The organism is Tellurirhabdus rosea (genome assembly GCF_026278345.1).
Lineage (GTDB): Bacteria > Bacteroidota > Bacteroidia > Cytophagales > Spirosomataceae > Tellurirhabdus > Tellurirhabdus rosea.
The window spans coordinates 1358926-1385085 of sequence record NZ_CP111085.1 but is presented as its reverse complement, the minus strand read 5'-3'; the positions used below and the strand labels follow the sequence as shown (position 1 = coordinate 1385085).

General features: G+C 56.6%; 16 protein-coding genes. 2 read left to right on the top strand and 14 right to left on the bottom strand.

Translation table 11 applies throughout. The annotated features are described in order from the left end of the window. The first annotated feature begins 249 nt into the window (after positions 1–249). Positions 250–1554 (top strand): amidohydrolase, encoded by a 1305-nt coding sequence (locus ORG26_RS05770; protein WP_266367577.1) that lies wholly within the window; start codon positions 250–252, stop codon positions 1552–1554. A gap of 89 nt (positions 1555–1643) precedes the next feature. Here ORG26_RS05770 and ORG26_RS05765 read toward each other — a convergent pair whose 3' ends face one another. The 9 genes from ORG26_RS05765 to nusB form a co-directional block, all read right to left on the bottom strand. Continuing rightward, positions 1644–2471 (bottom strand): BT_3044 domain-containing protein, encoded by an 828-nt coding sequence (locus ORG26_RS05765; RefSeq protein ID WP_266367576.1) that lies wholly within the window; start codon positions 2469–2471, stop codon positions 1644–1646. A gap of 51 nt (positions 2472–2522) precedes the next feature. Further along, positions 2523–3959, bottom strand: a complete 1437-nt coding sequence (locus ORG26_RS05760) for a SusD/RagB family nutrient-binding outer membrane lipoprotein (protein WP_266367575.1) — start codon at positions 3957–3959, stop codon at positions 2523–2525. Positions 3960–4018: 59 nt separating this feature from the next. Continuing rightward, entirely contained in the window at positions 4019–7180 is a 3162-nt protein-coding gene (locus ORG26_RS05755; protein WP_323134368.1) for a SusC/RagA family TonB-linked outer membrane protein, read from the bottom strand. 600 nt (positions 7181–7780) lie between these two features. After that, positions 7781–9445 carry an amidase gene (locus ORG26_RS05750; protein WP_266367573.1) on the bottom strand — a complete coding sequence of 555 codons (1665 nt, stop codon included), beginning with the start codon at positions 9443–9445 and terminating at the stop codon, positions 7781–7783. After that, a complete protein-coding gene (coaE, locus tag ORG26_RS05745) occupies positions 9442–10056 on the bottom strand; it encodes a dephospho-CoA kinase (RefSeq protein ID WP_266367572.1) in 615 nt (204 codons plus the stop codon). Before coaE ends, ORG26_RS05750 begins: the two co-directional genes overlap by 4 nt. 71 nt (positions 10057–10127) lie before the next feature. Then, positions 10128–10439, bottom strand: coding sequence for a preprotein translocase subunit YajC (gene yajC, locus ORG26_RS05740; RefSeq protein ID WP_266367571.1), 312 nt, complete (start codon positions 10437–10439; stop codon positions 10128–10130). 83 nt (positions 10440–10522) lie between these two features. Then, positions 10523–10972, bottom strand: a complete 450-nt coding sequence (locus ORG26_RS05735) for a DUF1573 domain-containing protein (protein WP_266367570.1) — start codon at positions 10970–10972, stop codon at positions 10523–10525. A gap of 42 nt (positions 10973–11014) precedes the next feature. Next, positions 11015–11317, bottom strand: a complete 303-nt coding sequence (locus ORG26_RS05730; RefSeq protein ID WP_266367569.1) for a YtxH domain-containing protein — start codon at positions 11315–11317, stop codon at positions 11015–11017. Positions 11318–11431: 114 nt separating this feature from the next. Continuing rightward, on the bottom strand, positions 11432–12604 hold the full coding sequence (nusB, locus tag ORG26_RS05725; protein ID WP_266367568.1) for a transcription antitermination factor NusB: 1173 nt from the start codon (positions 12602–12604) through the stop codon (positions 11432–11434). Between the two features lie 279 nt (positions 12605–12883). On the opposite strand from nusB, the gene ORG26_RS05720 reads away from it, so the two are divergent. Next, on the top strand, positions 12884–14665 hold the full coding sequence (locus ORG26_RS05720) for an ABC transporter ATP-binding protein (RefSeq protein WP_266367567.1): 1782 nt from the start codon (positions 12884–12886) through the stop codon (positions 14663–14665). Positions 14666–14783: 118 nt separating this feature from the next. On the opposite strand, the gene ORG26_RS05715 is transcribed toward ORG26_RS05720, so the two are convergent. From ORG26_RS05715 to ORG26_RS05695, 5 genes are all read right to left on the bottom strand, one after another. Next, on the bottom strand, positions 14784–16052 hold the full coding sequence (locus tag ORG26_RS05715) for a hypothetical protein (protein ID WP_266367566.1): 1269 nt from the start codon (positions 16050–16052) through the stop codon (positions 14784–14786). A 24-nt stretch (positions 16053–16076) separates the two neighbouring features. After that, a complete protein-coding gene (locus tag ORG26_RS05710) occupies positions 16077–17405 on the bottom strand; it encodes a vanadium-dependent haloperoxidase (protein ID WP_266367565.1) in 1329 nt (442 codons plus the stop codon). After that, on the bottom strand, positions 17402–20773 hold the full coding sequence (locus ORG26_RS05705; RefSeq protein WP_266367564.1) for a VCBS repeat-containing protein: 3372 nt from the start codon (positions 20771–20773) through the stop codon (positions 17402–17404). Before ORG26_RS05705 ends, ORG26_RS05710 begins: the two co-directional genes overlap by 4 nt. A 111-nt stretch (positions 20774–20884) precedes the next feature. Next, the gene (locus tag ORG26_RS05700) at positions 20885–22744 is read right to left on the bottom strand and encodes a RagB/SusD family nutrient uptake outer membrane protein (protein ID WP_266367563.1); all 1860 of its coding nucleotides are present in this window, start codon (positions 22742–22744) and stop codon (positions 20885–20887) included. A gap of 21 nt (positions 22745–22765) precedes the next feature. Next, positions 22766–25876 (bottom strand): SusC/RagA family TonB-linked outer membrane protein, encoded by a 3111-nt coding sequence (locus ORG26_RS05695; protein WP_266367562.1) that lies wholly within the window; start codon positions 25874–25876, stop codon positions 22766–22768. Positions 25877–26160: the final 284 nt, after the last annotated feature.

The following is a 26160-nucleotide window of genomic DNA, read 5'->3' as shown; positions in this document are numbered from 1 at the left end:
CCCGGGAGGCGAGGGGTAATTGGATGGACTGGGCGCGGGAGATGACACGCTTTTTCATGGATAAAAGGATAGCTTGTGTGATGAAAGGCAAATTAACGAGGCCGAAAAGTAACTAACAGAAAATTAATACGCAAAACAATTTTGCCAATTTATTATTTTGCCGGATTTAACTTTGCTGATATATTATACCGGCAATAGCCAGAGAGCAAACTCTTTTTTGTAAGAATCCCATTTCTAAAAATTAATAAAATGAGAAAAATTACCTTGTTGGCCGCCAGTCTGTTTGCTTTTTTTCAGGTAGAGGCCCAGACCCAGGCGCTAAAGAACCGTATAAATACACGGGCCCAGGGGCTGGAGCAGCAGGTCGTAAAGTGGCGGCGTGACTTCCACCAGAACCCGGAATTAAGCAACCGTGAGTTTCAGACGGCGGCCAAAGTGGCGGCTCACCTGCAGGCCCTGGGCATGGAAGTGCAGACCAATGTGGCCAAGACCGGGGTCGTCGGAATCCTGAAAGGAGGGAAGCCCGGTCCGGTGGTCGCCCTGCGCGCGGATATGGACGGGCTGCCGGTGACCGAGCGGGTGGATGTGCCGTTCAAGTCAACGGTTACTACGGAGTTCAACGGGCAGAAGACGGGCATCATGCACGCCTGCGGACATGATTCGCATGTAGCCATCCTGATGGCCGTGGCCGACGTACTTACGTCCATCAAAGCGGACCTGAAAGGAACCGTCAAGTTCATTTTCCAGCCGGCGGAAGAAGGTGCCCCGGCCGGCGAGGAAGGCGGCGCGCAGCTGATGGTGAAAGAAGGGGTGCTGAATAACCCGAAAGTGGACGCCATTTTCGGACTGCATATCAACTCCCAGACGGAAGTCGGGACGATCAAATACCGGCCCGGCGCCACGATGGCGGCCGTGGACCAGTACGCGATCCGGGTGCGGGGCAAACAGACGCACGGAGCGGCTCCCTGGGCGGGCGTGGACCCGATCGTGACGTCGGCCCAGATCGTCAGCGGCCTGCAAACCATCGTCGCCCGCAACGTCAACATCACCGAGGCCCCGGCCGTCGTGACGGTAGGGGCCATCCACGGGGGCATCCGGCAGAACATCATTCCGGAGGAAGTGAACATGATCGGCACGATTCGGACGTTCAGCCCGGAGGCGCAGCAACTGGTGCATCGGCGCATCAACGAGGTGGCGACGAACATTGCCGAAAGCGCCGGAGCCAAAGCCGACGTGAAAATCGACATCATGTATCCGGTCACCTACAACGACCCCGCCCTGACCGACCAGATGGTGCCGACGCTCGAAGCGGTCGCCGGCAAAGACAAGGTAAAGATCACGCCCGTGCAGACCGGAGCTGAGGATTTCTCATTCTTCCAGCAGAAAGTGCCGGGCTTCTTTTTCTTCCTGGGCGGCATGCCGAAGGGCAGGAAGCTGGAAGAAGCGGCCCCGCACCACACCCCGGACTTTTACATTGATGAAAGTGGTTTTACGCTGGGCGTCAAAGCCCTCAGCCACCTGACGGTGGATTACATGGAGCAGTGGAAGAAATAACGTATCCCCGGGCTAAACACAGGCATACAAAAAGGGCGGCTGATCACTCAGCCGCCCTTCGTCGTTTTGGTTAAGAAAGCCGAAAAGCTTTATTTTCTGGTAATCGTCTCGGTCACAACACGATCGCCACCGGCACCCGGATAGCTGTAATTCAGCGTAAAAGTCTTGGAAGCTGGATCGTATTTGTTCACACCAGACTGCTTCGTTGATGTGTTGGAAGAACCCGTCGGGATGAGTGTCACCGTGTTGTCGGCGTTGATCTTCAACTGCATCGTCCAGCCAGAGCCGCCGAGATCAGCGAACTCCGTTTCCGAAGTCGTCGCGTCGATGGTTGCCAGCGTTTTCTCCCGGTTGATGGCACGCGGACCAGCCGTCGGGTGGGTAAATGTACCCGTTGCCTGGTACTTACCGGCGTAGATGTTGTTCACTTTGATTCCGAAAACAACGTCTTTCAGGTTCGTAGCGACCACGGCTCCGTTGGCACTCGTGATGGTCAGCGGCAGGGCATACGACTTTTTCAGATCGATGAGGCTCGTGTTGAACTTCACGCTGAAGGGAACGTCGCGCTGACCCGCTTTGATGACCACCTGCGTCGCAGGAATCGAATAGGTGTTGGTCGGCAGCAGTTCGTAGGTGGTTCCTTTCAGCAGGTTCGGATCCACGGCGATGGTCACAGTCACGTCCTGGCCGAGCTTGGAGGGCGAGCCCAGGTTCACGTCGAACAGTTTCGTATCGACCGGCGTGGTGCTCAGGTCGACTCCCAGCACTTTGCTGCCGCTCTGTCCGCCGAAGATGCTCACGACCGGCTGGGCGTTTTCGGCATTGATCAGGTCGGTGTATCCTTTATCGTTCAAACATCCGCTCAGGCCCGACAGCAGCGTTCCGGCGCAGAGGAGAGTTATCAGTTGTTTTTTCATTGTATTCTAGTTCGTTTATGAGGGGAGGCGACGGAGCCGCCCCCCGTTTACTTACTTCATCCAGAAAAGCTTCGTATCAAACTGGTTGATCGTACCCTGCGCCTTCACGTTGGCTTCGTTCGTTCCCAGTTCCTGCGACGGATAGAGGAAACGGGCAACGTGTTTGGTGCCCATAGCCCGCGTCGACAGCGGAACTTTCGGGAAGCCCGTACGACGGAATTCCGTCCAGGCTTCGAAGCCGCCGAACGCGCCCAGGGCCGTCCACTTCTGCGTGATGATCGCCTGGAGCTTGTCCGTCGACGAATCAAAGTTGACATTCGGCACTTCCTGGCTCAGGTACGTGTTGACAGCCGTGGCCGCGCTCGGAACCTCCAGGAATTTGAAGGATTCCAGAACCCCGGCATTGTACAGTGTTTTGGCATCGCCACCGGTCAGGTAACCGCGCTGCACTGCTTCTGCCTGCAGGAAGAAGCTTTCAGCAGACTGCATCAGCACCTGCGGCTGGTCGAAGCTCTTCAGAATGGCCGGACCGAAACCAGACGTTTTAGCGTACAGGTACGGGTCGCTGCCTTCGCCGAACGGTACACCCTGCCACTGGTTGGCGTTGTTGCGGGTAGCATAACGCTCCAGACGGGGGTCGTTGGTGCTCGTCAGGGCTTTGATGAAGAAATCAGCGTTCGTATAGAATTCTTTGTTACCAGCAATCGTACCCGCAGCGGTGAAACCATACGTTTCATAGAACGGATTCTGCTTACCGGCCGTCTTCAGGAAGCCCGGCTGAACGAGGGCGTTCTCGTTGACGCCCAGGAAACCGCCATCAGCCACGGCTTTGGCAATGCCCGACTTGATGGCATCCTGCTTGGCGGCGATGTTCGACTGACGAATCAGGATACGCATTTTCAGCGTGTTGGCAAACTTCACCCACTTGGTCAGGTCGCCTTTGAAAACGATATCGGTGGCTGCCGGGCTGGGGTTTTCCGCCGTGATGGGCGCCTTCAGGGCCACTACGGCCGCTTCCAGTTGCTTCACCAGATCATCGTAGATCGCCTGACCATTGTCGTATTTCGGACGCAGGTTCGCCGGGCCCTGCAGCGCTTCCGTATACGGAACGTTGCCGTAGGTATCGACCAGACGCTGGAAAATGTACGCCTTCATGACCTTGGCAATCCCGATATACGCCTGCTGTTTGGCAGCCGTTGCTGATTTTTCGATGTAGTCGTAGTCAGAAAGATTGTCGTACGAAGACGTCCAGATGGCTGTCCGGAAGTTACCCGGCAGGTCATAGGTTTTCTCCGGGTTGAAGCCCGACACCGAACCTGACGGCGACCAGTGACCGGCCCAGAAGTGGCCGATTTCGTTATGGGTCAGCAGGTTGGTGGTTCCGTTGAGCGCAGCGGGCAGAACCAGATCGGCCGATGAAGTCGTCGCTGCGTTCGGGTTTTTGTTGATGTCGAGGTAGCCCTCTTTACAGCCGCCGGCTGCAAGCAAAGCTGCGATGGCAAGTATGGAAAAATATCTGCGATTCATTTTTTTGAGCAACTTTTAAATTAGAAACCAACCTGAACCGTGAAACCGTACGTGCGGGTCGGCGGAGTAATGTAGGTTGCGTTAACCCCCACGGCGTTTGAGGTCGAGTTGTTGAACTCAGGGTCCGTGTAGATGTTCTCCTTCGGCAGGAGCGTCAGCAGGTTCCGGCCAACCACGCCGATCGTGGCGTTTTTGATGGCCCGGGTTTTTGCCAGCAGGGCGCGCGGTACTTCATAGGTGAAGGCCAGTTCGCGCAGTTTCCAGAAGGCACCGCTCGTAACGAAGTTCTCACCGTAGTTACGCAGTTGGCTGTCCCAGGCACCCAGACCACCATCTTTTACAGCGATGGAGTTGTTGGTCGTGTATGAACCATCGGCGTTTTTCACCACGGAGTTCGGGAAAATGAAACGCTCGCGGCCGTAAACGGTCGTTGCGTAAGAAGCACCCGTAAACCACATCGTTTCGGCCAGACCGTGAGCCACGACGTTGCCGCCGCGGTATTCAGCCAGGGCGTTGAAGCCAAAGCCTTTGTACTTCAGGGACGTGTTGACACCCAGGCGGTCGCGCGGGTTCGTGCGGCCGAGGTTGATGAGTTCAGCGGCTTTCAGCGGGTAGCCCGTGGCCGGATCAACCACGACGCGTCCACCCGGAATCATGTTGCCTTCTGCATTGCGCTCGCGCTCGTAGCCGACTACTTTCAGGACCGGATATTGCTGACCCGTCACGGCGAATACCTGATAGAGGCTGGAGTTAACCACACCATAGTTCAGGCTGAGGTTGATTTCGTTCAGACCCGGTGTGATTTCCACCACTTTCGTATTCACCTGAGAGTAGTTGATACCTACATCCCACCGCAGGCCATTAGCCAGACGGAGCGGCGTTGTTTTCAGGTCGATTTCAAAGCCTTTGTTGTCCAGGCGACCCGTGTTGATGACAGCGCGGCTGAAGCCGGTTGACGTCGAAACGTCGATACCGACCGTCTGGTTTGTGTTCTGCTGCGTGTAGTACGACAGGTCGAGGTTGATACGGTCGTTCAGCAGGGAGAACTCACCACCCACTTCGTACGAAGTAATAAATTCCGGCTGGATGTTCGGGTTGTTGGCGGTGTTACCCAGTGAATAACCGGCCAGCGAACCATACGGGAAGCCGGCACCCGGGTTGAAGGTCGTTTCCAACTGGTAAGCGTTGAAGCCGAAAGGACCCTGAAGGTTGATCTGACCCACTTTCGTAGCGGCTACCCGTACCTTGGCTGAGTTCAGGATGTTGTTGTTCTGAAGCGCCGGGATGGCATCCGTCAGGACAAACGACAGGTCGGCACCCGGATAGAAGAACGAACGGTTTTCTTTTGCCAGTACCGAAGACCAGTCATTACGGCCTGAAACGTGCAGGAACAGGAAGTCTTTGTAACCGAAAGAAGCATCACCGTAAACACCAATCAATCGTTCCTGAGCCATTGCTTCGCCGGCGTTAGGCTCACCAACCCGGTTGCTGACGTTGTACAGATCCGGGATAACCAGAGCGTTGGCACCGCTGTTAACCGCCCGGCCCGAGCGTTCCGTGATGGCTGAACCAACAATCACTTTGGAGGTGAAATCGCCGAATTTATTGTCCGTCGTAATGAAGAAGTCCTGCTGCAGACGGCTGATGCGGGCGATGTTGTCGCTCACAGAACCGGCCAGGTCTTTTGCCCGGTAAACGTGCTGCTTGGCATACGGGCTGAAGGTGTACTTCGCGCTCGTTACTTTCGTTTCGTACGACTGGTTGGCCGTTCCGAGGCGATACAGGATGTTCAGCCATTTTACCGGCGTATACTGCAATTCGAAGTTCCCCGTCAGGTAGTTATCGCGGCGAGCCTGCCGGTTGATATCCTTGTCGAAGTACGGGTTCTGGAAGTAGTCGTTGAAGTAGTTGTTCGGGTTCGCCGGGTTCAGCGTGCCGTCGGCCAGACGGAACGGCTGCCAGTTGCGGTAGTCCGTCAGGTTGATGTTGGCCGGCGTGTTCAGGATGTTGTTATAAAAGCCTCCTGAAGTCCCTTCGAAGTTACCGATACGGTAGTCGAGGTTGAATCCGCCCCGGAACTTACCATACTGGCGCGAAGCGTTGAAGCGGCCACCCGTACGGCGGTAGTCGTCGCCCGGTACAATACCCGTCGTTTTCAGGTCCTGCAACGAGATGTAGAACGTGCTGCGCTCGTCACCGGCTGACAGAGATATATCCGTCTGGCGGCTAACACCCACGTCAAACGCGTTACGCTTGCCGTTTTTGGCCAGTGAATAAGGGCCTTTAGCTACCGTTCCGTCTTCCAGGTGCTGACCCATTTCTACTTCTGATCCGTCGAATTCCGGACCGTAGCTCTGGTTCTCAAATGGAATGTAATCGCGGCTGTAAGCCTCCGTACCGGCACCGAAGCGCTCGTTCAGTTTGGGCAGGAAGCTGATGCTCTCGAAGTTGGTCGTGTTCTGGATCGTCACGCGCGGAGCACCGGCGGAGCCTTTCTTGGTCGTGATGATCAGGGCACCGTTGGAGGCTTCCGAACCGTAAACGGCGGCGGCGTTGGCGCCTTTCAGCACCGTCACCGACTCGATGTCGTTCGGGTTCAGGAAGTTGATGGCGTCCTGCGGAACCTGCGTACCATCGATAACGACCAGCGCCTGGTTGTTACCCAGCAGCGAGCGGTTACCGCGCAGCACCACGCGGGTCGACGGGTTGACGCTGTTGTTGATGGTGTTGATCTGCAGACCGGCTACCTTACCGGAGAGGGCCTGGGCCACGTTGGCGGCTTTGGCCTGAATCAGCTTGTCGGCTTTCACCACGTCGGTGGCCGAACCCAGTTCTTTTTGTTGACGAACGACACCAAGGGCCGTAACCACGACCTCATTCAACGTAGCGGCATCACTTTCCAGTGAAACGTCGACCACCGAGCGGTTTCCAACGGCGACGGTCTGTGCTTTGTAACCTACAAACGAGAATACCAGCGTAGCCTCATCGCCTACCTGGATTTTATACGTTCCGTTTGCGTCAGTTTGAGTACCCCGGGTTGTTCCCTGAACGGTTACGTTCACACCCGGAAGCGGAGATTTGTCATCACCGGACAAAACAGAGCCGGTCACCGTCCTGGTCTGTGCCGCTGCGAACAACGAAAACAGCACCCCCAGGACACTGAGGAATAGACTTTTTCTCATTTACAGAAGTGTTTTGGTTAAGAAATGTTAAAATTTTACGCAAAATAAATAATGCCAAACAAAATTGCAAAATGTCCGTTTTAGGAAGAATATGCTGAATACCAGTACGGTAAGTAAATTTAGCGGTGACTTCTTCTCGGTCTGACTCCTCGATAAAATGCTGTTAATCAGTATGTAAAGCCTTATAATAACATGACTCGTCCACCCAAAAAATATCTTTGGCGAGATTGGTATTTTTTTATTAATCCCTTCCAGTAACTCAGATTTTTTCTACGATTCCTAAGTATTTTCTACTTCATTAAAATTGTCCATAAAAAATATAGCCGTGTTTTTAAGAGAGTTAGCGCTTTTCCGCTGCCCCTGATTTGACCAATGCGAATTACCAGACAACAAACTGCTTGCGGCTCTACTTTTCTTTATAATCATACCAAATAAAATTTTGTAAACGCTTTGCCTTAAAGAGGTGACTATTTTCGAAAAATTCAATCGCTGGCGGCAGATTATGCTCTAATGTTAATTTGTCGTTTGAAAAGTAATAGTTGGGTAAAAGAAAAAGGCCCGAACCTTCACGATTCGGGCCTGACTTTTAACCGACAGCTATCAGTTTAATTTCGGGTGTTTGGTGTGAAAATCCGTAGCATCCTGATAGGCTTTGGCTACGGCCAGCACTTTCCCCTCCTCGAATAACTGACCCATAAACGTGATGCTTCGGGGCAGCCCTTTGTTCGTAAAACCGTTTGGCAACACCACGCAGGGATGGCCGGTCAGGTTGGTTACCGTCAGGTTGCCGCCGGCATACGTCGGTGATACGTAAACGTCGACGCCGGCTTTCTTCAGTTGCGCGTGCATGTCGTTGATGAGCTTCGTCCGGAGGCGGTTCGCCTGAATGTATTCCACCGCGGGGATGAAGCGGGCCGAGCGGAATTCATTCGGCCAGGCATTCTTGATCTGCCGCACCATCTGGTCGTCTTTGCCCGAACGGGTCAGCTCGTCGAAGGCGGCCGCGGCTTCGGCGTTCAGAACAATCAGCAGCCGGCTCGCCGGAATGGCGGGCAATTCCACCGGCACCAGCTCCGCGCCCAGTTTCTTCAAGACCTCCAGCGTCGCCTGGTCGCTTTCCTTGCCGGGATAGGCGGAATCAAAGGCTTTCTTGAGGTAACCCACCCGGACGCCTTTCAGCGAGGGCAGCGGCGCATAGCGGAAAGGCGCGCTGACCACCGTCGGGTCGTTGCCGTCCGGGCCGTAAATGGCATTGAACACCAGCGCGCAGTCCTCCACCGAGCGCGTCATTGGCCCGATTTTATCCATCGACCAGCTCAGGGCCATGGCGCCGTGGCGGCTCACCCGCCCAAAGGTCGGACGCAGCCCCGTGACGCCGTTGACGGTCGAGGGCGAGACAATGGAGCCCAGCGTTTCGGTCCCGATGGCAAACGGCAGCAGCCCCGCCGAAACGGCCGAACCCGAGCCCGCCGACGAACCACTGGCCCCGGTGGTCGGGTCCCAGGGGTTGCGGGCCATGCCGCCGAACCAGACGTCGCCCCAGGCCAGTTCGCCCACGGCCATTTTGGCGCAAAGCACGGCCCCGGCTTCTTCCAGCCGTTTGATTACGGTCGCATCCACATCGAGCGTCTGGTCCTTGTAAGGCACCGAGCCCCAGGTAGTCTTGTAGCCCCGCTTTGCCAGCAGGTCTTTGGCACCGTACGGAATGCCATGCAGCGGTCCGCGGTACCGGCCTGCGCGGATTTCCGCATCCGCCTTACGGGCCTGCGCCAGCGCAAGGTCTTCCGTCAGCGTGATGACGCAGTAAAGTTTGGGATTGTACTGCTTCAGCCGATTCAGGAAGAATTTTGTCAGTTCTTCCGAACTGATCTGCCGCGTCCGCAGCAACTGGCCGAGTTGCGCAACGGTGTAGAAAGCGAGTTCGTCGCGGCTGGCTGGCAGGGTAACTTTATCAGGCACACTGGCTTTAAAAGAGGCGGCTCCGGTGGACAGTTTGAACCCCGCCGGCAGCGGGTTGAAGTACAGAGCCGGAGCGACCTCGTTGTTCAGCTCTATTTTGCGCAGGGCATCATAGTCTTCCCGAAGTTCGTTCAGGTTGCCCAGCATGGAGTCGCGTTCGGCGGCGGTAAATTCCAGTCCAAAGACGCGCGAAGCCACGTCGGCAATCTCGGCGGTAATGGGCTTTTTGGGATCATCGTTGCTGATGAAGGCGCCGGCGGCAAAGCTCAGGGCGCAGGCAGAAAGCGGTAAAAGGTATTTTCTCATAGGTTGCAAAAAGACGCGTGCAGGGCTGCGACCTGCGGGGTTAGTAAGTGAATTTCGTCGTTCTGGATGAGGTGGTCGGCCAGCCTGCGGCGTGCTTCGTCGCTGATCTGGCGGCTGATGATGTTCCGGATTTCGTCTTCGGTGCGGTGCGGATCGCGGCGGCGGATACGGGCCAGTCGGAGGTCCAGCGGCGCCTCGACCACCACTACCCGGTCGAGGCTGTTGCCATCGCCGGCGGCGCTCATCAGGGCCGCTTCCTTGATGACGTAGGGAGCGCCCTGCTGTTCGCGCACCCACGCGAGCGTATCCGCGTAAACGCGGGGATGAATCAGGGCATTCAGCTGCTGCAGGAGTTCGGGGCGGGCAAACACCCGGGCGGCGACCCAGGTCCGGTTGTACTCTCCGCCGAGGTCGTAGGCCTGCGGACCGAGCAGCCGGGTGATGTCGGACCGCAGGATGGCATCGTGGTTGACCAGCCATTTGGCGCGGGTGTCGGCTTCGTAGATGGGTGCGCCCAGCGCCCGGAAAATGGCGCAGACGACGCTCTTGCCCGACCCGATTCCGCCCGTTACGCCAATCTGCCGGGGTTTTTTACCGTTTTCTTCTTTCATACCGACCCGAAAAATAAAAAAACCGGAGAGCGTATGCTATCCGGTACGGAAAAAAGTACAGTACAGGCCGTTTAGGATTCGGTTTTTGCCGAGGCTTCGCGGGAAATGGCCGATTTTTCGAACGTCAATTTCAGCCCTTTGTCCACTTCCAGCGTTACCGTTGTGCCTTCTACGGCATACACGCGGCCGTGCAGCCCGCCGATGGTGACGACATTGTCCCCTTTTTTCAGGTTGTCCACAAACGTGCGCTGGTCCTTCTGCTTTTTCTGCTGCGGACGAATCATGAAAAAGTAGAATACACCGATAATCCCCACCCACATCACCACGGTCATGATGGTCTGCTGGGTGGACTGGGCCTGAAGGAGGATACTTGAGAAGGTCATTTCTTTGTTAAGTTTAGCGTTTCAGAGTTTATAGTTTAGAGTTATCAGGAACAGAAAAACTCTAAACTATAAACCCTAAACTGTTATTGGTTCACGGCGGAGGTATCGTTTTTGGCTTTCACCATTGCCCGGAAGGCCAGTTCCGTGTAGGCCGGGTCCGTGTTGGCGTACACCGTCACGGTTTTGTTCTGTTCACCCAGTTTCCCCGTGCTGTTGAACTGCACCTTGATGGCCGCTTCTTCGCCCGGCTGAACGGGTTTTTTCGGCCATTCGGGTGTGGTGCATCCGCAGGAGACATTGATGTTGTTGATGATCAGCGGGACTGTGCCTTCGTTCTTGAATTTAAAGTCCCGTTCAACGGTCTGTCCTTCGGTGATGGTCCCAAAGTCGTGGATGCCTTTGTCCGCAAACACGATTTTAGGCATGTTTCCGGTCGACCCGGTGCCCGCGTTAGCCTGGCCCTCCCCGCTTTTGGTCTGGCAGGAGGTCAGGGCGGTGCCCAGCAGCATAAGGCTAAAAAGAATGCGTTTCATGGCAATAAGTTGGCTACAGTTTTAGCAACCCGGGGTGCCGGATTACGCGCCCTGCCGCTTGATTTGCTCCATCAGCCGGTCTACGTCTTCCAGCAGCCGTTCGGCCTTCTCGCGGGCGTCATTCACCACGCGCTGGCCTTCGGTTTTGGCAAAACTTTCGGGCAGATCAGCCGAATTCAGCAGGTCGGTCAAAAGTTGATTGAGTTGTTCACGGTATTTCGACAGGCGGTACATCAGCCGGTCGCGGGTTACTTCGCCCTTGTCGGGGGCGTACAGCAATCCCAGGGCGGCTCCGGTTGCGCAGCCCGTCAGAAAGGCAAGTAAGGTTTGGCTCGTTCTGCTCATAAAAGTAAAAGTGGTCAGTGACCCGTGGTCAGTTATCAGTCAACCAGAATATCCGCAAATAAAGCAAATTTAAGGCGACTGACCACTGACCCCCGGCGACTGACCCCCGAAAAATTATCGGTTGTCCATCAGGCCGCGTCCGCTTTTCCGGAGTTTGCCGGAGGCTTTGAGCTTTTCGGAGAGATTGTCGAGGAGGCCGTTCACAAACTTGCCGCTCTTCGGAGTGCTGTAATTTTTGGCGAGTTCGATGTACTCGTTGATCGTTACCTTGACCGGAATGTTCGGGAAATTAAGCAGTTCCGCCAGGGCCAGCTTCAGGATGATCTTGTCCAGAAACGCCACCCGGTCGACATCCCAGTTGACTAGCTGCTCGGCCAGCAACTGCTCGTATTCATCATCGTTCTCCAGGGCTTTTCTGTACAGCGTGTCGATGAAAATTTTGTCTTCTTCCCAGTCATCGGTTAGCACCACCAGGGCCGGACCTTCCGGCGACTGCACGGATTTGAGCGTTTTGATGGCCATGCTCCGGATCAGTTCGCTGTTTTCGGCCCAGTGCAGCACCGTTTCCTCGAAATAATGCTTCGCCGGGTCCTGCTTCAGCAGCACGTTCCGCAGCAGGTGCTGAACCAGTTGCTGTTCTTCCTCGTCGGTATGCTGGTGCTTGCGGCAATAAGCCTGGTAAACCTCGTCTTTCTTGATGTTGTCCTGAAAAATCTTCCGGACCAGCGGCAGTTCATCCTGCCACGAAATGCCCCGGCGAATCACTTCCAGATCGAACGGAGTAAATTCGGCCACCGCCCGGATGACGCGGTTGCGGTCGAGGCTGGATTCCTGGGCGATGGGCACGGCGTCGGGGTCGGCGTAGACCCGTTCGCGGTCCAGACGGGCCACATGCGCCAGTTCGACCAGCAGCAGCAGCACCTTATAGTACGAATCGTCCAGCGTCCGGACTTCATCGACGATCTGCCGGACCAGTACATCCCGTTCCTTCACGCTGCGGCTCCGGTACAGCAGCAGGGCCTCGTTGGCTGCTTTCCAGACTTTATGCGGCGTTTCGTCGTCGTGGGGCAGCGCGCCCTGCTGGTTCAGTCCCTCCTCAAACAGCAGGGACGCCAGGCGGCGGTAGCCTTCCAGTTGCTGAAGATTCTGGGGTTCCATTGAATTCAAATCCGGCTGAAACTGCGCCGCAATGGCATCCAGGGCCAGTTGCTGGTTCGACAATTCCGACTGGCGCAGGGCATAAAGCGCCTGCATGACTTTTATACGCAACAAACGTCTGCTCAGCATAAATTTTCCGTGGTTCGGATTTCCGATGAACGGCAAGAAACAAAGAACTTGCGGGTTGAAATTGAGGTGCAAAGGTACAAAAATTGTCGGAACGGGGATTACGCTGATTAATTGATTTAACAGGATTGTTTGAAGAAGGCGCTGGCCGGTCCGCCGCAAAACAGCCTCGTACAATCCGGGTACATCGGTTAATCTGCGTAATCCCGGTTCAGACGGCAACCTTTCCGTCTCGATTGCTGTTACCCCCATATCCTCTTATCTCGTTAGCCGTTTGCCCCTGTGAAAGCGCTTGCTCACCTAAATAAGTATCTCCTGAAATATAAATGGTATCTCATCTGGGGCACCATTTTTACCATTGTTTCGAACATGTTCGGGATTCTGCCCGCGCAGATGGTCCGTTACGCGCTGGACCTGGTTCGCGAAACGCTCGATATTTATTTTCTCTACAACGGCAGTCGCCTTCAGACGCAACTCTACGACCTTTTTGCCTACAGCATCCTGCTCTACGGGCTGCTGATTCTGGCGATGGCGCTGCTAAAAGGCTTCTTCCTGTTCCTGGTCCGGCAGACGCTCATCGTGATGTCGCGGCACATCGAATACGACCTTAAAAACGAGATTTACGACCACTACCAGACGCTTCCGCTGAGTTTTTACCGGAAGAACAATACCGGCGACTTGATGGCCCGCATTTCGGAAGACGTGAGCAAGGTCCGGATGTACGTGGGGCCGTCGATCATGTACGGGCTGAACCTGATCGTGCTGTTCATTCTGGTCATTTCGTACATGGTGTCCATCAACGCCCGGCTGAGTCTGTACGTGCTGCTGCCCCTGCCGCTGCTTTCCGTAGCGATTTATCTGGTCAACAACACCATTATCCGGCGGTCGGAGGAAATTCAGCAGAGCCTTTCGCGCCTGTCTACCTTCGTGCAGGAAGCTTTTTCGGGCATCCGGGTGCTGAAAGCGTTTGTGCAGGAGGAGGCTTCGGCGGAGACGTTTACCCGGGAAAGTGATTACTACCGGCAGAAATCCCTGCGGCTGACCCGGGTAGATTCCCTGTTTTACCCGCTGGTCGTGACGCTGGTGGGCCTGAGCAACGTGCTGGTCGTTTACGTCGGCGGGCAGGAAATTCTGGCGGGCCGACTCACGCCGGGCAACATCACCGAATTTATTCTGTACGTCAACATGCTGACCTGGCCGGTAATGGCCCTCGGCTGGACCACGAGCCAGACCCAGCGGGCGGCGGCTTCGCAGCAGCGCATCAACGAATTTCTGGCGGTCCAGACGGATTTGGTTTCGGAAAAAAATGTCGTGCGCGAAGTGGCCGGGGAGGTCGAGTTCCGGAATGTCCGGTTTGTGTATCCGGACTCGGGAATCGTGGCCCTGAAAAACTTTAACATGAAAGTAAAGGCGGGCGAAACCGTCGCGATTCTGGGCACCACGGGTTCCGGCAAAAGCACGCTGGCCAACCTGCTGACCCGCATGTACGACCCGACCAGCGGCGAAGTCCTCATCGACGGCGTTCCGATCCGGGACTATGAACTGGCTGCGCTCCGCCGCCAGATGGGCTACGTGCCGCAGGAGGTGTTCCTGTTCTCCGACACCATCAGCAACAACGTTCGCTTTGGGATGCCGCAGATGGAACAGGCCAAGATCGAGCAGGCCGTGAAGGATGCCGACCTGTACAGGAACGTCCTGGACTTTCCGGAAGGATATGAAACCCGTATCGGCGAACGGGGCGTGACGCTTTCGGGCGGACAGAAACAGCGCCTGAGCATCGCCCGCGCCATCGCCCGCGACCCCAAAATCCTGATTCTGGACGACTGTCTTTCGGCCGTAGACACCAACACCGAAAACATTATCCTCAACAACCTGCACCGCATCATGGAATCCCGGACCTCGGTCGTCATCTCGCACCGGGTTTCGTCGGCCAAACTAGCGGACAAGATTATCGTACTCGACGATGGCGTAGTCGTCGAGGAAGGCACCCACGACCAGCTCTTCGAGAAAAACGGCGCCTACCGCGAACTCTACGAAAAGCAGCTTCAAACCGAAGAGGTTTAATTAGTTAAAAGTTAAAAGTTAAAAGTTAAAAGTTAAAAGTTAAAAGTTAAGAGTTAAAAGTAGACTCCGCCCGGTCAGGATACCTTATTAAGCGGAGCCTACTTTTAACTCTTAATTTTTAACTCTTAACTCCCCAAAGGGGCCGCAGGTCGAGGAGGTAGAGCTGCCTTCCGTTGCCGCCGTGGGTGGAATCGATGCAGACATAATTGCCGTCGTTGCTGCTGCGGGGGTGGAGGTCGCAGCGCCACTCGGCCACGTAGCTTTCACCGGCGGGAAAATGGCCGAGGTCGATGCGACGGTCGGTAGGCTGGTGGTAGAGGTAGGGCGTCTGGTTCCGGTTTTGCGTTCCGGCGTAATTGTCGTTCAGAATCCAGTCGTTTCCTTTTCCCGGCACGTAGGTCTGGTGCCCGTTCACCGGCATCTTGTCGGTTTTGATCGGCTCCATTTTCCCGGTTTTATCCTGAAGAATGTAGAAGCCGGAAGCCTGTCCGGTTGGCTTCGTGTAAGCGCAGATATGCGTCGGGTCGCGCCAGATGAAGTGGGAGGTGAAGCCTGACGGGTCGATGATAAATCGGTCGCTGCCGTCGGGATTGACGGTGAACATGCGGGTCACAAAATTGGTCCGGGCCATCACCTGCCGGTCCTCGCGCCGGGCCCGCCAGCGGTGCAGAAAGGTCAGGCGGCTGCCGTCGGTGTTGACCAGCAGGTGATTGAACCAGTGAAAATTGTCCGCAACGTCGGCTCCGTTGTGCGGGATCGCGGCGGCTTCGGCCAGCGACATCAGCAGGCGCACGTCACCCGTTTCCAGATTCATCCGGTACAGGCCAATAGCCTCCGGCGCTTTGACCTCGTAAAACGGGTCGCGAATGCCCGCGTAGCCATAGCCCGGCCGCAAGTCCTGAATGCGGCTAAACTCTGTTCCAACCGCCCACTTTCCATCCGGACTCAGGGCGTAAATCGCTTTGGGCAGCGTCTGCTTTTTTCGGGTAAACACATCCAGGATGTGGCTGACGTACTGGTTGCCTACCCGGTCGTTCCAGATGATTTTCGAGCCCGACCCCGGAACCCATTGCAGCATACAGCCCTGCTGCCAGCCCCAGGCGCTGCTTTCGCCCAGCTCAATCCAGCGGTCGCCTTTCCGCAAATCGATCATGCCAATTTTGACGACATCGTCCGCCGTCGGCGAGCGACCTTCGAAGCTTACCTGCATGCCCAGCACGTACCGGTTGGTCGGGTCGAACTGGAGCTTGTCGTAATACCCGAACCAGTGAAAGCCCGGCCCTTTCGTCAGCGCCCGGACGGGAACTTCCGTTGGTTTTCCGGACGGGGCGAACACCAGGCCGGTCAGGCCCGCCGCGGAGGATTTCAGAAAAAGGCGTCGGTTCATGGCGTGAGGAGTGGACGAATGGCTTTATTTTCGGGCAATCAGCGGTTTTCCTTCCACTTTGGCAACGACCCATTCGCCGGTCTTCAGACCCTGCCAGCGCCCCTGTTCGATGGCATCCATGAAGTGAATACCGCCGTAAAAGCGGGAGATACCGGCTTCTACGGCCGCCTGCTGGAAGGAAGTGAAGGAGCGGGCTTTCAGGCCGTAGCGTTCTTCCACGGTATCGGTGTAGCGGAAATTATCGCCAAAATAGTGCGTCAGAATCACCGCCGCGGCGGACGAAATCGTCGAATGACCGCTCAGGTATTCCGGAAAAGGCGGCGTTTGCAGCATGGGCTTCCAGGTCGGGTCGAGGTGCTTCCGGATGGCGGTCTCGGGCCGAATGCGGTGGCTGCGGTATTTTTCGTCCCAACAGCCGATAAACCCGTCCATTAAGCCCATGGCGACCACCGTGTGCACCTGCATGGCTTTGGCAAACGAGGCTTTGCTTTGTTTGCAGGCAATGCCCGTGATGCCCATCCAGTGCGCCCCCGGCGAAATCTTTTTCATGCCGACCAGCAGATGCCCGTTTTCCTGCAAAGCAAACGGATTGCAATCCCAGAAAGCGGCGATTTCCCGCTGTTCGGGCGTCAGGGGCTGCCGGTAAACCGCCTCCATCAACTTAAAAAACGGGGAAGATTTAGCCGTGGAAAACGCCGCGGGCGGGGCGGGTTTGAACTGGTGGCAGGTATCCAGGGTAAAGGGCCGAACAGTATTGAAATACGGCTCTACCGGCGCAAAATAGCCCGGCGGGGTCGGGTACCAGGTGCCCGGCTGGCCCTGCGGCGTATAACGCGGGTAATTGCTGATGCGGTTATATCGGTCGGCTTTGGCGTAGGCCAGAATCTGCTTGCTGATACCCACCGCAAACTGCCCCGAGTTGGCAATCATTTCCTCCGAAAAACCGACCCGCCGACACGAATCGAGCAGGCTTTTCTGGTAAACTTCATGCCGACTGCCGGAAGGCTGCATTTTCCGGGCTGTTTCCAGCATGGCCAGCACGGCGCTGAGGCTGGGCGATACCGGGCCGTCAACGGCGGGCTTTTCCAGCGGCTTCAACCCGTTGATGCGCCCGGCAAAGCTGCGTACGCTACTGTCCTGCTGGGCCAGCGCCTCGTGTCCGGCCAGACAGGCATAGGCGAAAAAACGGGCGGCCAGCGGCGGGTTCGACACGTCGTGAATCATCACTTCGGTCATCTGGCCGACCACTTCGCTGATCTGGCGGTTTTCGAGTTCCGGCGCTTTGTCCGGGGAGGAACAGCCGCCGAGGAGCGCCAGCGAAAGCAGGGAAATTACGTAAAGAAGCGGTCTCATAACGCCAGTCTGGGTTTAGTCTGATACGCTTTGACGGCCTGCCCGTTGATGCCAAAAAGCAGGGTATTGCCCACCGGAAGAATGCACCGGACATCGCCTTTTACCCCTAAACCGGACTGCCGCTGCGGGATGTAGGCAAAGGCCCCTTTTCCGTCGCCACGCAGGAGCATTCCATAGTTGGCGTCGTACTTTCCGAAACGAAGCCGTCCGCGGTTGATGTTGCCGCCCAACAGGAGGTCCTTGTGGCCGTCGCCGTCGTAATCCAGCGTCGTGATGGCAAAGACCGGGGACGCCTGCACTTCCAGCGGCAGGGCCTGTGCCTTCAACTGGCCGCCCTGGTTCAGAAACAGGGCTGTTTGCAGGTAATTGGCCTCCAGCCGGGTAGCGCCTTCCCGTTCTTCCGGCGTAAAGACGGTTTCGTACGTCGCATCCGCGTAGCTTTTGTAGTCCGGGAAACGTGTCCGCATGATGCTCATCTGGTCGAGGAGTTCGTCGCGCGTGACGTACGGGTAGCTTTTGCCCCCGATGGGCATGCAAAGAATCGGATCGACGGACCCGTTGTCGTCAAAATCCTTGAAAAACAGTTCAGCGGGCTGCTCTTTGGTAACCCGGCACTGGGAATTCAGGCCCAGATTACCGGCCAGCAGGTCGGGTTTGCCGTCGCCGTTCAGGTCATCGACGAGCAGGCGATTCCACCAGCCGCGGTACTCTTCTCCGAAAAAGACCGTGGTTTTGTTGGCAAATTTACCGTTATCGGACCCCAGCACCGTGACGGGCATCCACTCGCCGACCACGACCAGTTCCTGTTTGCGGTCTCCGTTCAGATCCACCCAGGCGGCGTCCGTCACCATGCCGATGCGCTGAAGTTCGGGCGCGAGGGCGGCGGTCTGGTCCCGGAACGTCCCGTTGCCGGCATTGATGAGCAGGTAGCTTTGCGGCGTCTCCGGATAGCGGCCCGGAATCACCCGGCCACCGACAAACAGGTCCGGGCGGGCATCGCCGTTCACGTCGGCCACCCGAACGCAACCTTTGCTGACCCGCATGACGGGCAGGGCGCTGGCGGCTTTGGCGAAGTTCCCCTTGCCGTCGTTCAGGTACAGGCGATCCTGCAGGCGGGCGTCGTCGGGCAGAAAATTGCCGTAACCGCCGCTGGCGACGTACAGGTCCGGATGGCCGTCCCCGTTGGCGTCGAAAAAGACGGCATCGGCATCTTCGCTCCCGGCGTCGGCGGCAAAGGCGGGCTGGTTCGACCGGCTGAAACGTCCGTCGGCCTGCTGAAGAAAGAGGGCACCGGGCTGGCCGCTGCCACCTCCGGCATACACATCGTCGCGCCCGTCGCCGTTCACATCACCTTTTACCAGACAGGGGCCGTTAAACGAAAGCGGATTGACCATCAGCGGCTGGCGTTTGAAATCGTTCAGCGGCTGGCCCGGATGCTGGTAGGCGAGGGGGGCGGGCATTTCGGTCAGAAAGGGCTGAACGGCTTTGGCCGGGCGGAACGTACCCCCAGCCTCTGCTTCCCGCAGGGTCAGCAACTGGTCGGCTTTGGGACTTTTCAGCAACTGCTGTTTGCCGCTTAACCAGACAATCCGCAGCGAATCGACGGCCGCATCCTGACCAAGGCCAAAATGCAGCACGGGCGAAACGCTGGATTGATAGCCGCGCGTCGGCATCTGTTCGAGGTACTGCTGTTTGCCGTTTCGGTAAAGCGTCACGCGGGCACCCAGACCGAACCGGTTCTGACCCGCTCCATCCAGTTTCACCTTCAAAAAATGGTGCTTCAACTGCCCGGACGCTTCGTTGCGGTAGATGGAGGCCATCTGGTTGACGTTGTTGACGACCAGATCGAGGTCGCCGTCGTTGTCGAGGTCGGCGTAGGCGGCCCCGTTGCTGTTGGCGACCTGATCGAGGCCCCAGGCGGTGCCCGAGTTGGTAAACGTCAGGTTGCCGTTGTTCCGGAAAACGTAATTCTTCAGGCTGGACGAAGGCATCTGGTAAACCAGTTCCAGAATGTTCTGCCGCTGCATGTTGCTCTGGTTGTTCTGCACATAGTCGCCCATGTATTTCAGAAAATCCAGATTGGTATAGTCGCGGAGGTAGCCGTTGGTCACGTAAAGGTCTTTCCAGCCGTCGTTGTCGTAGTCGGCAATCAGCGGGGCCCAGCTCCAGTCGGTATTGGAAATGCCAGCCAGCTGGCCAATCTCCGAGAACGTCGGGACGCCGTCGCGGCCACCGCCGTTGTTGAGCTGCAGCATGTTCCGCATGTACTGGTGGTGAAAGCCGACCTTGACGTTGAAGTCAAACTTTTCGTAGTTATCCGGAGCCATCAGCAGCTTCTGCCGACGGTTGTCTTCCGGGAGCATGTCCAGTGTAAAAATATCGGGCAGGGCGTCGTTGTTGATGTCAGCCACGTCGTTGCCCATCGAGAAATGCGAAATATGCCCGAGGCTGCTGCCGGCCACGTTGGTGAATCCGCCCCGTTTGTCGTTGAGGTAGAGGTAGTCCGGAATGGTGTAGTCGTTGGAAATGTAAAGGTCGGTCCAGCCGTCGCCGTTGAGGTCGGCCATCCCGGCACCGAGGCCGTAGGAAAGGGCCGTGCTCTGCAGCCCGGCGGCGCGGGTCACGTCCTGAAATTTATTGCCGTTGTTGCGGTAGAGCCGCATGCCGTTCATGGGGTCGTCTTTGCGCAGGAGGTCGGCCGTGGTCGCTTCGTCGAGGACCGGCAGCGATTTGGGGTTATGATTCAGCAGAAAGGCATCCAGGTCGCCATCCCGGTCGTAATCGAAAAAGGTGGCCTGGGTGCTCGTGGCCGGGCTGTCCAGTCCATATTTTTCGGCCTGTTCGCTGAAATGCGGAATGCCTTTGGCGTCGGGACCGTCGTTGATGTAAAGCTGGTGTTTCCGTTTTTCGGGTGGCAGGTTGCCGGAGTAGCAGATGTAAATATCCAGCCGACCGTCGCCGTTCACGTCGGCCATGGTGACGCCGGTTTTCCACGGGCCCTCGCGTCCGGCCGCTCCCGACGGGGCGGTAATGTCTTCGAACTGCATCTTTCCTTTGTTCAGATACAGCTTATTGGGCACCATGTTGCCGGTGAAGTAAATGTCATCGAGCCCGTCGCCGTTGAGGTCGCCGACCGCCACGCCGCCGCCGTTGTAGAAGTACTCGTACATCAGGACGTTGGTATTCAGCGCTTCGGTGAGGTTATTCTGAAAACTGATGTTCGTCTGCTCGGGCGTCAGCAGCGTAAAGAGCGGATTGGCGGGTTTTTCGGCGGTCTGGTTATCCGAAGGGGAGGAATTCCGGCAGCCCGCCGCCAGCAGGAGCGCGGTCAGGGCGGGGTACAGGCAGGGGCGTAAACGTACTTTCATAAAACAATGCAAGGCCTGTAGAGGCAAAGCAGAAAAGCAGTAAAAAAGGAAAAAGGGTAGTCGGAAGGGAAATTCTTCCAACTACCCAAATTACCAAAAATTATTCAAATGTTAAAAACCGGGGTTCTGCAACAGCTTGTTATTCCGGTTCATTTCGTCGCGGGCGATCGGCAGATAATACATCTTATCGTTCCACGAACGGTTTTCCTTACCCGGATCAATTTCGAAGACACGGTAGGTGTAGTCGTAACTGGTCGGGTCGTAGCGGTAGACAGACATCGTTTTGCCGGGCTTCAGTGTACCCGTAATAGCAATACCATTTGCTTTACGGCCGAGCGTGGTCGGCGCGATCATCCAGCGGCGGGTGTCGTGGTAACGCTGCTCTTCGTAGGCCATTTCGATCCGGCGCTCGTTGCGGTAGCGCTGGCGCAGGGCATCACCCGACTCGGTAACGGCGGGCATTCCCGAGCGGAAGCGGATTTTGTTCAGCCAGTTACGCGCTTCGGCATCCTGTCCGAGTTCGATACAGGCCTCCACATAGTTCAGGACGGCTTCCGTGTAGCGCAGAATCGGCCAGGGCACTTCCTGCCAGGTATTCTGGTCAACAATGGCCGGGTTGGCGTCGATGAACTTCCGGAAGTAGTAGCCCGTATAGCTGCCGTTCCAGTCTTCGATGGGGCTGTTGCGGGTATCCAGACCAAAGTGCGTTGTTTTCTGTCCCGTCGCGTTCGTGACTTCGTAACGGCCGGTCTGGATTTGTCCCAGCGGGTCACGTGACTGGTTCGCCGACGAGCGGGGTTTCCACTGGGCGCCGTCGTAGAGGACCGAAGCGTAGAATCGCGGATCACGGTTGGCGTACGGATTGGCGGCCTGTTCGGGCTTGCTCCAGTCGAAGCGGGTTCCGTCCATCATTTCGTAATCGTCGACCAGCAGTTGAACGGGCGTGTTACCCGCCCAGTTGTTATAGCCGTTCGGGCCGTTGAACAGACCCTGGCGACCGCCGTCTTCCTGCTTGGCGTTGATGAAATACCGACCCAGGATCATGTCCCGTTCGCCGCCGTTGCGCGACATCGACGTGTTGATGTACGTCTGAATGGCTTCTTCGCGGGCCAGCGGGGCCGTCAGGTTGAGCTGGTTGCCGAGGTTGGGCAGATCGAGAACCGCCTTGGCGGCGTCGCGGGCTTTCGTCCAGCGCTCCGTCCGGCTACCGGTCAGGTAACCCAGCAGTTCCGGCTTGGAGAAAGCGGCGATGGTGGCCGATTTGGCTTTGGCGGTCGGGATGTCGTGCAGGTCGCTGGCAGCGTACAGCAGGACGCGCGACTTCAGGGCCAGCGCGGCGGCGGTAGTGGCGCGGCCGCGGGCCATGGTGCGTCCTTTGAGGTGCTCAGCGGATTCATCGAGGTCTTTGACGATGAAGTTTACGCACTCCTCCCAGGTGTTGCGCGGCGTCAGGTAATCGGCCTCACCCAGTTCAAACGGCCGGTCTACAATCGGGAAGCTGCCATAGTAGCGTAGTAACTGGTGATTATAATAGGCACGCAGAAACTTAGCTTCTCCTTTCAGACGGTCCACAATGCCGTTTGTGTTGGCAAACTGCGGTTTTTCCAGATTCTTAAGGGCCAGGTTAGCAGCCCGTAAGCGGGAATACATGTTCGACCAGGAGAGTGTGCCGTTTACCCAGCCAATGTCGGCGGGGTTGGACCGCGATTCGGTGATCGTGGTAATTCCCCGACCGGGGTGGGTGAAAATCGCTTCGTCGGTCAGGGAGGCGAGCATCTGTTCGTTGAACCCGCCGAGGCCAAAGCCCGCGTAAATTTCTGTCACGAACGCATCGGCCAGGGCACCATCTGTCCAGACGGCGGTCTGAGAAACCTGATCAAGCGGTTTGGTGTTCAGAAAGTCGTCGTTACAGCCCGTCACCATCATGGAGGTCACGACCGTTGACAACAGAATATTTCGGAGTAATCGCATAGTCAATTCGGGTTAATGAATTTAGAAAGTGGCAGTCAGACCGGCGTTGATAATTTTCGATTGCGGGTAGTACTGGCCCGTGGCGTTCGACGTTTCGGGGTCGAATACTTTCAGCTTGTCGAAGGTCAGCATGTTCAGACCATTTACGTACACCCGGAAGTTACCTATGCCCGCTTTACGGGTCAGGTTTGCCGGAAGCGAATAACCCAGTTCGAAGTTTTTCAGACGGATGTAGTCGGCATCACGCAGCCAGTACGTGTTGTTGTTGGCCGAATAATACTGGTCCGAACGGTTGGCGATCCGCGGGTGAACATCGCTGGGGTTTTCGACCGTCCAGCGGTTTTCGTAAAAATCCAGCAGGTAGTTACCAATGTTGCCCATTTCGCCGGAGCTGATGTACTGCTTGGCACCGGCCGCTCCCTGGAACAGAACCGTCAGGTCGAAGTTCTTGTAGCTGGCCGTCAGGTTCATACCACCCTGGAAGAGGGGAACGTTGGTGTTGTTCAGACGAACCTGGTCATCGGGCGTAATCTTGCCGTCGCCGTTGTAATCCTTGAACTTCATGTCGCCCGGACGCAGCTGGTTGACGATGGCCTTGTAGTCGATGGTGTTGGCATCGATTGCGGCCTGGTCCTTGAACACACCGTCGTACTCATACACCAGGTAGGTGTACATCGGGCGGCCCGTCGTGCGCTGCCAGTCCGGAGCACCCGGAGCCTCGTCCCAGAACAGAATTTTGTTCTGTGCATAACCGCCGTTGACGCTGATGCCGTATTTGAAATCGCCCACCTGATTCTGGTAACCGACGTTGAATTCCCAGCCCCGGTTGGCTACTTCGCCGATGTTCTGCGCCGGCAGCGTCATCCCGGTTGTCTGGGGAATGGAAGCGTTCCGGGTCCAGAGGATGTTGGTCCGCTTGTTGGAGAAGACATCGAACTCGAAATTGATTTTGCCGTTGAACAGCTGTCCTTCCAGACCGACGTTGGCGTTATTCGCCACCTCCCAGGTAATGTTCTCGTTCGGGACGCGGGCTTCGAACAGGGTCTTGGTTTCCACATTGCCGATGATGTAGCTGCGGAAGCCGTAGGTAGACAGATACTGGTAAGTCGCGATCTGGTCGTTCCCCAACTGGCCCCATGAACCACGCAGTTTCAGGTAATTCAGCGCCGGAACTGAGTTTTTCAGGAAGTTCTCCTCAGACACTACCCAACCAAGCATCACACCGGGGAAGAAACCGTAGCGGGTAGCCGGCGGGAAAATGTCCGAACCGTCGTAGCGCCACAGGAATTCAGCCAGATACTTTTCTTTGTAGTTGTAGGCTACGCGACCGAAGTAGTTCAGACGAGCGCGTTCAAAAGCACCACCGCCGTTGTTCTTCTCGAGGTCGCCACCGGCAAACATCTGGTCGATGGCCGGAGAGATGAAGTACCGGCGGAACGCGTTGAAGTTGTCACCTTCGATGGTTTCACGGTTCGTACCGGCCAGCAGCGTGAGGCCATGGTCACCAAACTTGCGCTCGTAGGTCAGGATACCGCCCAGCAGGATGTTCAACTGGTTTTCCACGCTCTGCGACAGACGGGGTTCGGCCGGGCCGCGCTGGCTGGCTACCAGGTTGGGGTTCCCGTTGGCATCGACACCGGAACCTTTCTGGTACAGCGTCCAGGGAGTTTCCCAGCGCTTGGTGCTCCGCGTCAGTTTATCGATAGCGGCCGTACCGGTGAATTTCAGCCCTTCAACACCCGGAATCTTGATGTCCAGCTGTCCGTTGGTCTGGAAATAATCGCGCTTGTCGTGGTCGTAACCCGTCAGGTTGGTCGTGATCACCACCGGGTTTTCGCCGTTTTCGATATCCGGGCCCGGGCGGCCGTCGGGCCAGAAAGCCTGTTCTTGCGGCTTACCCCGCATCTGCATCCGGAAGATGGCACTGGCCGGTTTGGTCGGGAAGCGGCGGAATTCCTCGCGGCCCAGAACGCCGAGTGAAACGTGGATGTACTTGTTTACGTTCGCGTCCAGATTCAGGCGCAGGTCGTACTGCTTGTAGCCCGTGGCCGAGTTTTTATAGAAGGCATCCTGGTTCTGATAACCCAAAGAAGCCAGGTACTTGACGTTCTCCGTACCGCCGGTCAGCTGGACGTTGTGCCGGGATTGCGGCGACCAGTCTTTCAGCGTGGCGTCGTACCAGTCGGTGTTGGGGTAGTTCCAGGGATCGGAGCCGTCGGCGTACTTCCGGATGGCTTCCGGCGAGTAAGGCGCGTTCCGAACGGTTCCGTTGGGGCGGGTGTAGGCGCCGGTGTTTTTGTAAGCCTGGGTGGCTGCCTGCCATTCTGAAACCGGCAGCTGGTAGACGTCCAGATCGTTCAGCATGGACGTATACTGAGCCGCGTTGGTCAACTTCGGAATAACGGTCGGGTTGGCCCAGCCCTGGTTGAAGGAGTAAGACAACTCCGGTTTGCCGGATTTACCGCGTTTGGTCGTAATCAGGATTACGCCGTTGGCGGCCCGGGAACCGTAAATGGCGGCCGAGGCATCTTTCAGGACGGAAATCGACTCGATGTCGGCCGGGTTGATGCGGTCCAGACCACCGGCACGGGCGGGAATGCCGTCGATAACGACGAGGGCGTCGTTGTTGTTCAGCGTGTTGGAACCGCGAATCCGGATGGCGGACCCGTCATAACCGGGTTCGCCGCTTCGGTTGACGGCCACAACGCCCGGCAGGCGGCCGGCGATGGAGTTGGACAGGTTCACGGCCGGCGATTTCACCAGCTGCTCACCTTTCACCGACACGACAGAACCGGTAACGGTTTCTTTTTTCTGAACCCCGTAACCAACGACGACCACTTCGTTCAGGGCCTTCATGTCGGTAGCCAGGGACAGATCAATCGTTGACTGGTTATTGACGGGAACCTCTTTCGTCATGTAACCAATAAATGAGTAAACCAGCGTTGCGTTGCTGCTCGGAACGTTGAGCTGGTAGTTGCCTTCCGGACCCGTGACGGTACCGGTTGTCGTTCCTTTTACAACGACGCTAACACCTGGTAGCGGCTGACCGCCATCGTCGGATACTTTTCCCCGAACCGTTAAGTTTTGCCCAAGGGCCGCTACTACGGTGCTGAAGAACAAGTAACACATCATTACGAACCTTCTTTGCCGAAGGTGCAACAGAGTAAATCTGATCATAAGGAAATAAGGGTTAAAATAAAACTCTTTCAAACTTCTGTTCTACGGTCTGGACGCCCTTTGGTATAAAGTGTTATTTTGACACATTCAGGGGCGAACGAAAGCGATTTAGACCAGAAGATGCTCGGTTTTGATCATAGGCACACCATGTTTTTCTTTCCAAAGATGCTGGCCGTATGATTTTACCGTTAAATAATTAGGAATTTTTATTGGTTTCTTACGACTGAATAAGACCGAAT

Excerpts from the sequence above, each read along its gene's own strand:
- ORG26_RS05705 (WP_266367564.1), bottom strand. The coding sequence starts at position 20,773 with ATGAAAGTACGTTTACGCCCCTGCCTGTACCCCGCCCTGACCGCGCTC.
- ORG26_RS05750 (WP_266367573.1), bottom strand. The coding sequence starts at position 9,445 with ATGAGAAAATACCTTTTACCGCTTTCTGCCTGCGCCCTGAGCTTTGCC.
- ORG26_RS05735 (WP_266367570.1), bottom strand. The coding sequence starts at position 10,972 with ATGAAACGCATTCTTTTTAGCCTTATGCTGCTGGGCACCGCCCTGACC.
- ORG26_RS05755 (WP_323134368.1), bottom strand. The coding sequence starts at position 7,180 with ATGAGAAAAAGTCTATTCCTCAGTGTCCTGGGGGTGCTGTTTTCGTTG.
- ORG26_RS05730 (WP_266367569.1), bottom strand. The coding sequence starts at position 11,317 with ATGAGCAGAACGAGCCAAACCTTACTTGCCTTTCTGACGGGCTGCGCA.
- coaE (WP_266367572.1), bottom strand. The coding sequence starts at position 10,056 with ATGAAAGAAGAAAACGGTAAAAAACCCCGGCAGATTGGCGTAACGGGC.
- ORG26_RS05710 (WP_266367565.1), bottom strand. The coding sequence starts at position 17,405 with ATGAGACCGCTTCTTTACGTAATTTCCCTGCTTTCGCTGGCGCTCCTC.
- yajC (WP_266367571.1), bottom strand. The coding sequence starts at position 10,439 with ATGACCTTCTCAAGTATCCTCCTTCAGGCCCAGTCCACCCAGCAGACC.
- ORG26_RS05695 (WP_266367562.1), bottom strand. The coding sequence starts at position 25,876 with ATGATGTGTTACTTGTTCTTCAGCACCGTAGTAGCGGCCCTTGGGCAA.
- ORG26_RS05700 (WP_266367563.1), bottom strand. The coding sequence starts at position 22,744 with ATGCGATTACTCCGAAATATTCTGTTGTCAACGGTCGTGACCTCCATG.
- ORG26_RS05765 (WP_266367576.1), bottom strand. The coding sequence starts at position 2,471 with ATGAAAAAACAACTGATAACTCTCCTCTGCGCCGGAACGCTGCTGTCG.
- ORG26_RS05770 (WP_266367577.1), top strand. The coding sequence starts at position 250 with ATGAGAAAAATTACCTTGTTGGCCGCCAGTCTGTTTGCTTTTTTTCAG.
- nusB (WP_266367568.1), bottom strand. The coding sequence starts at position 12,604 with ATGCTGAGCAGACGTTTGTTGCGTATAAAAGTCATGCAGGCGCTTTAT.
- ORG26_RS05715 (WP_266367566.1), bottom strand. The coding sequence starts at position 16,052 with ATGAACCGACGCCTTTTTCTGAAATCCTCCGCGGCGGGCCTGACCGGC.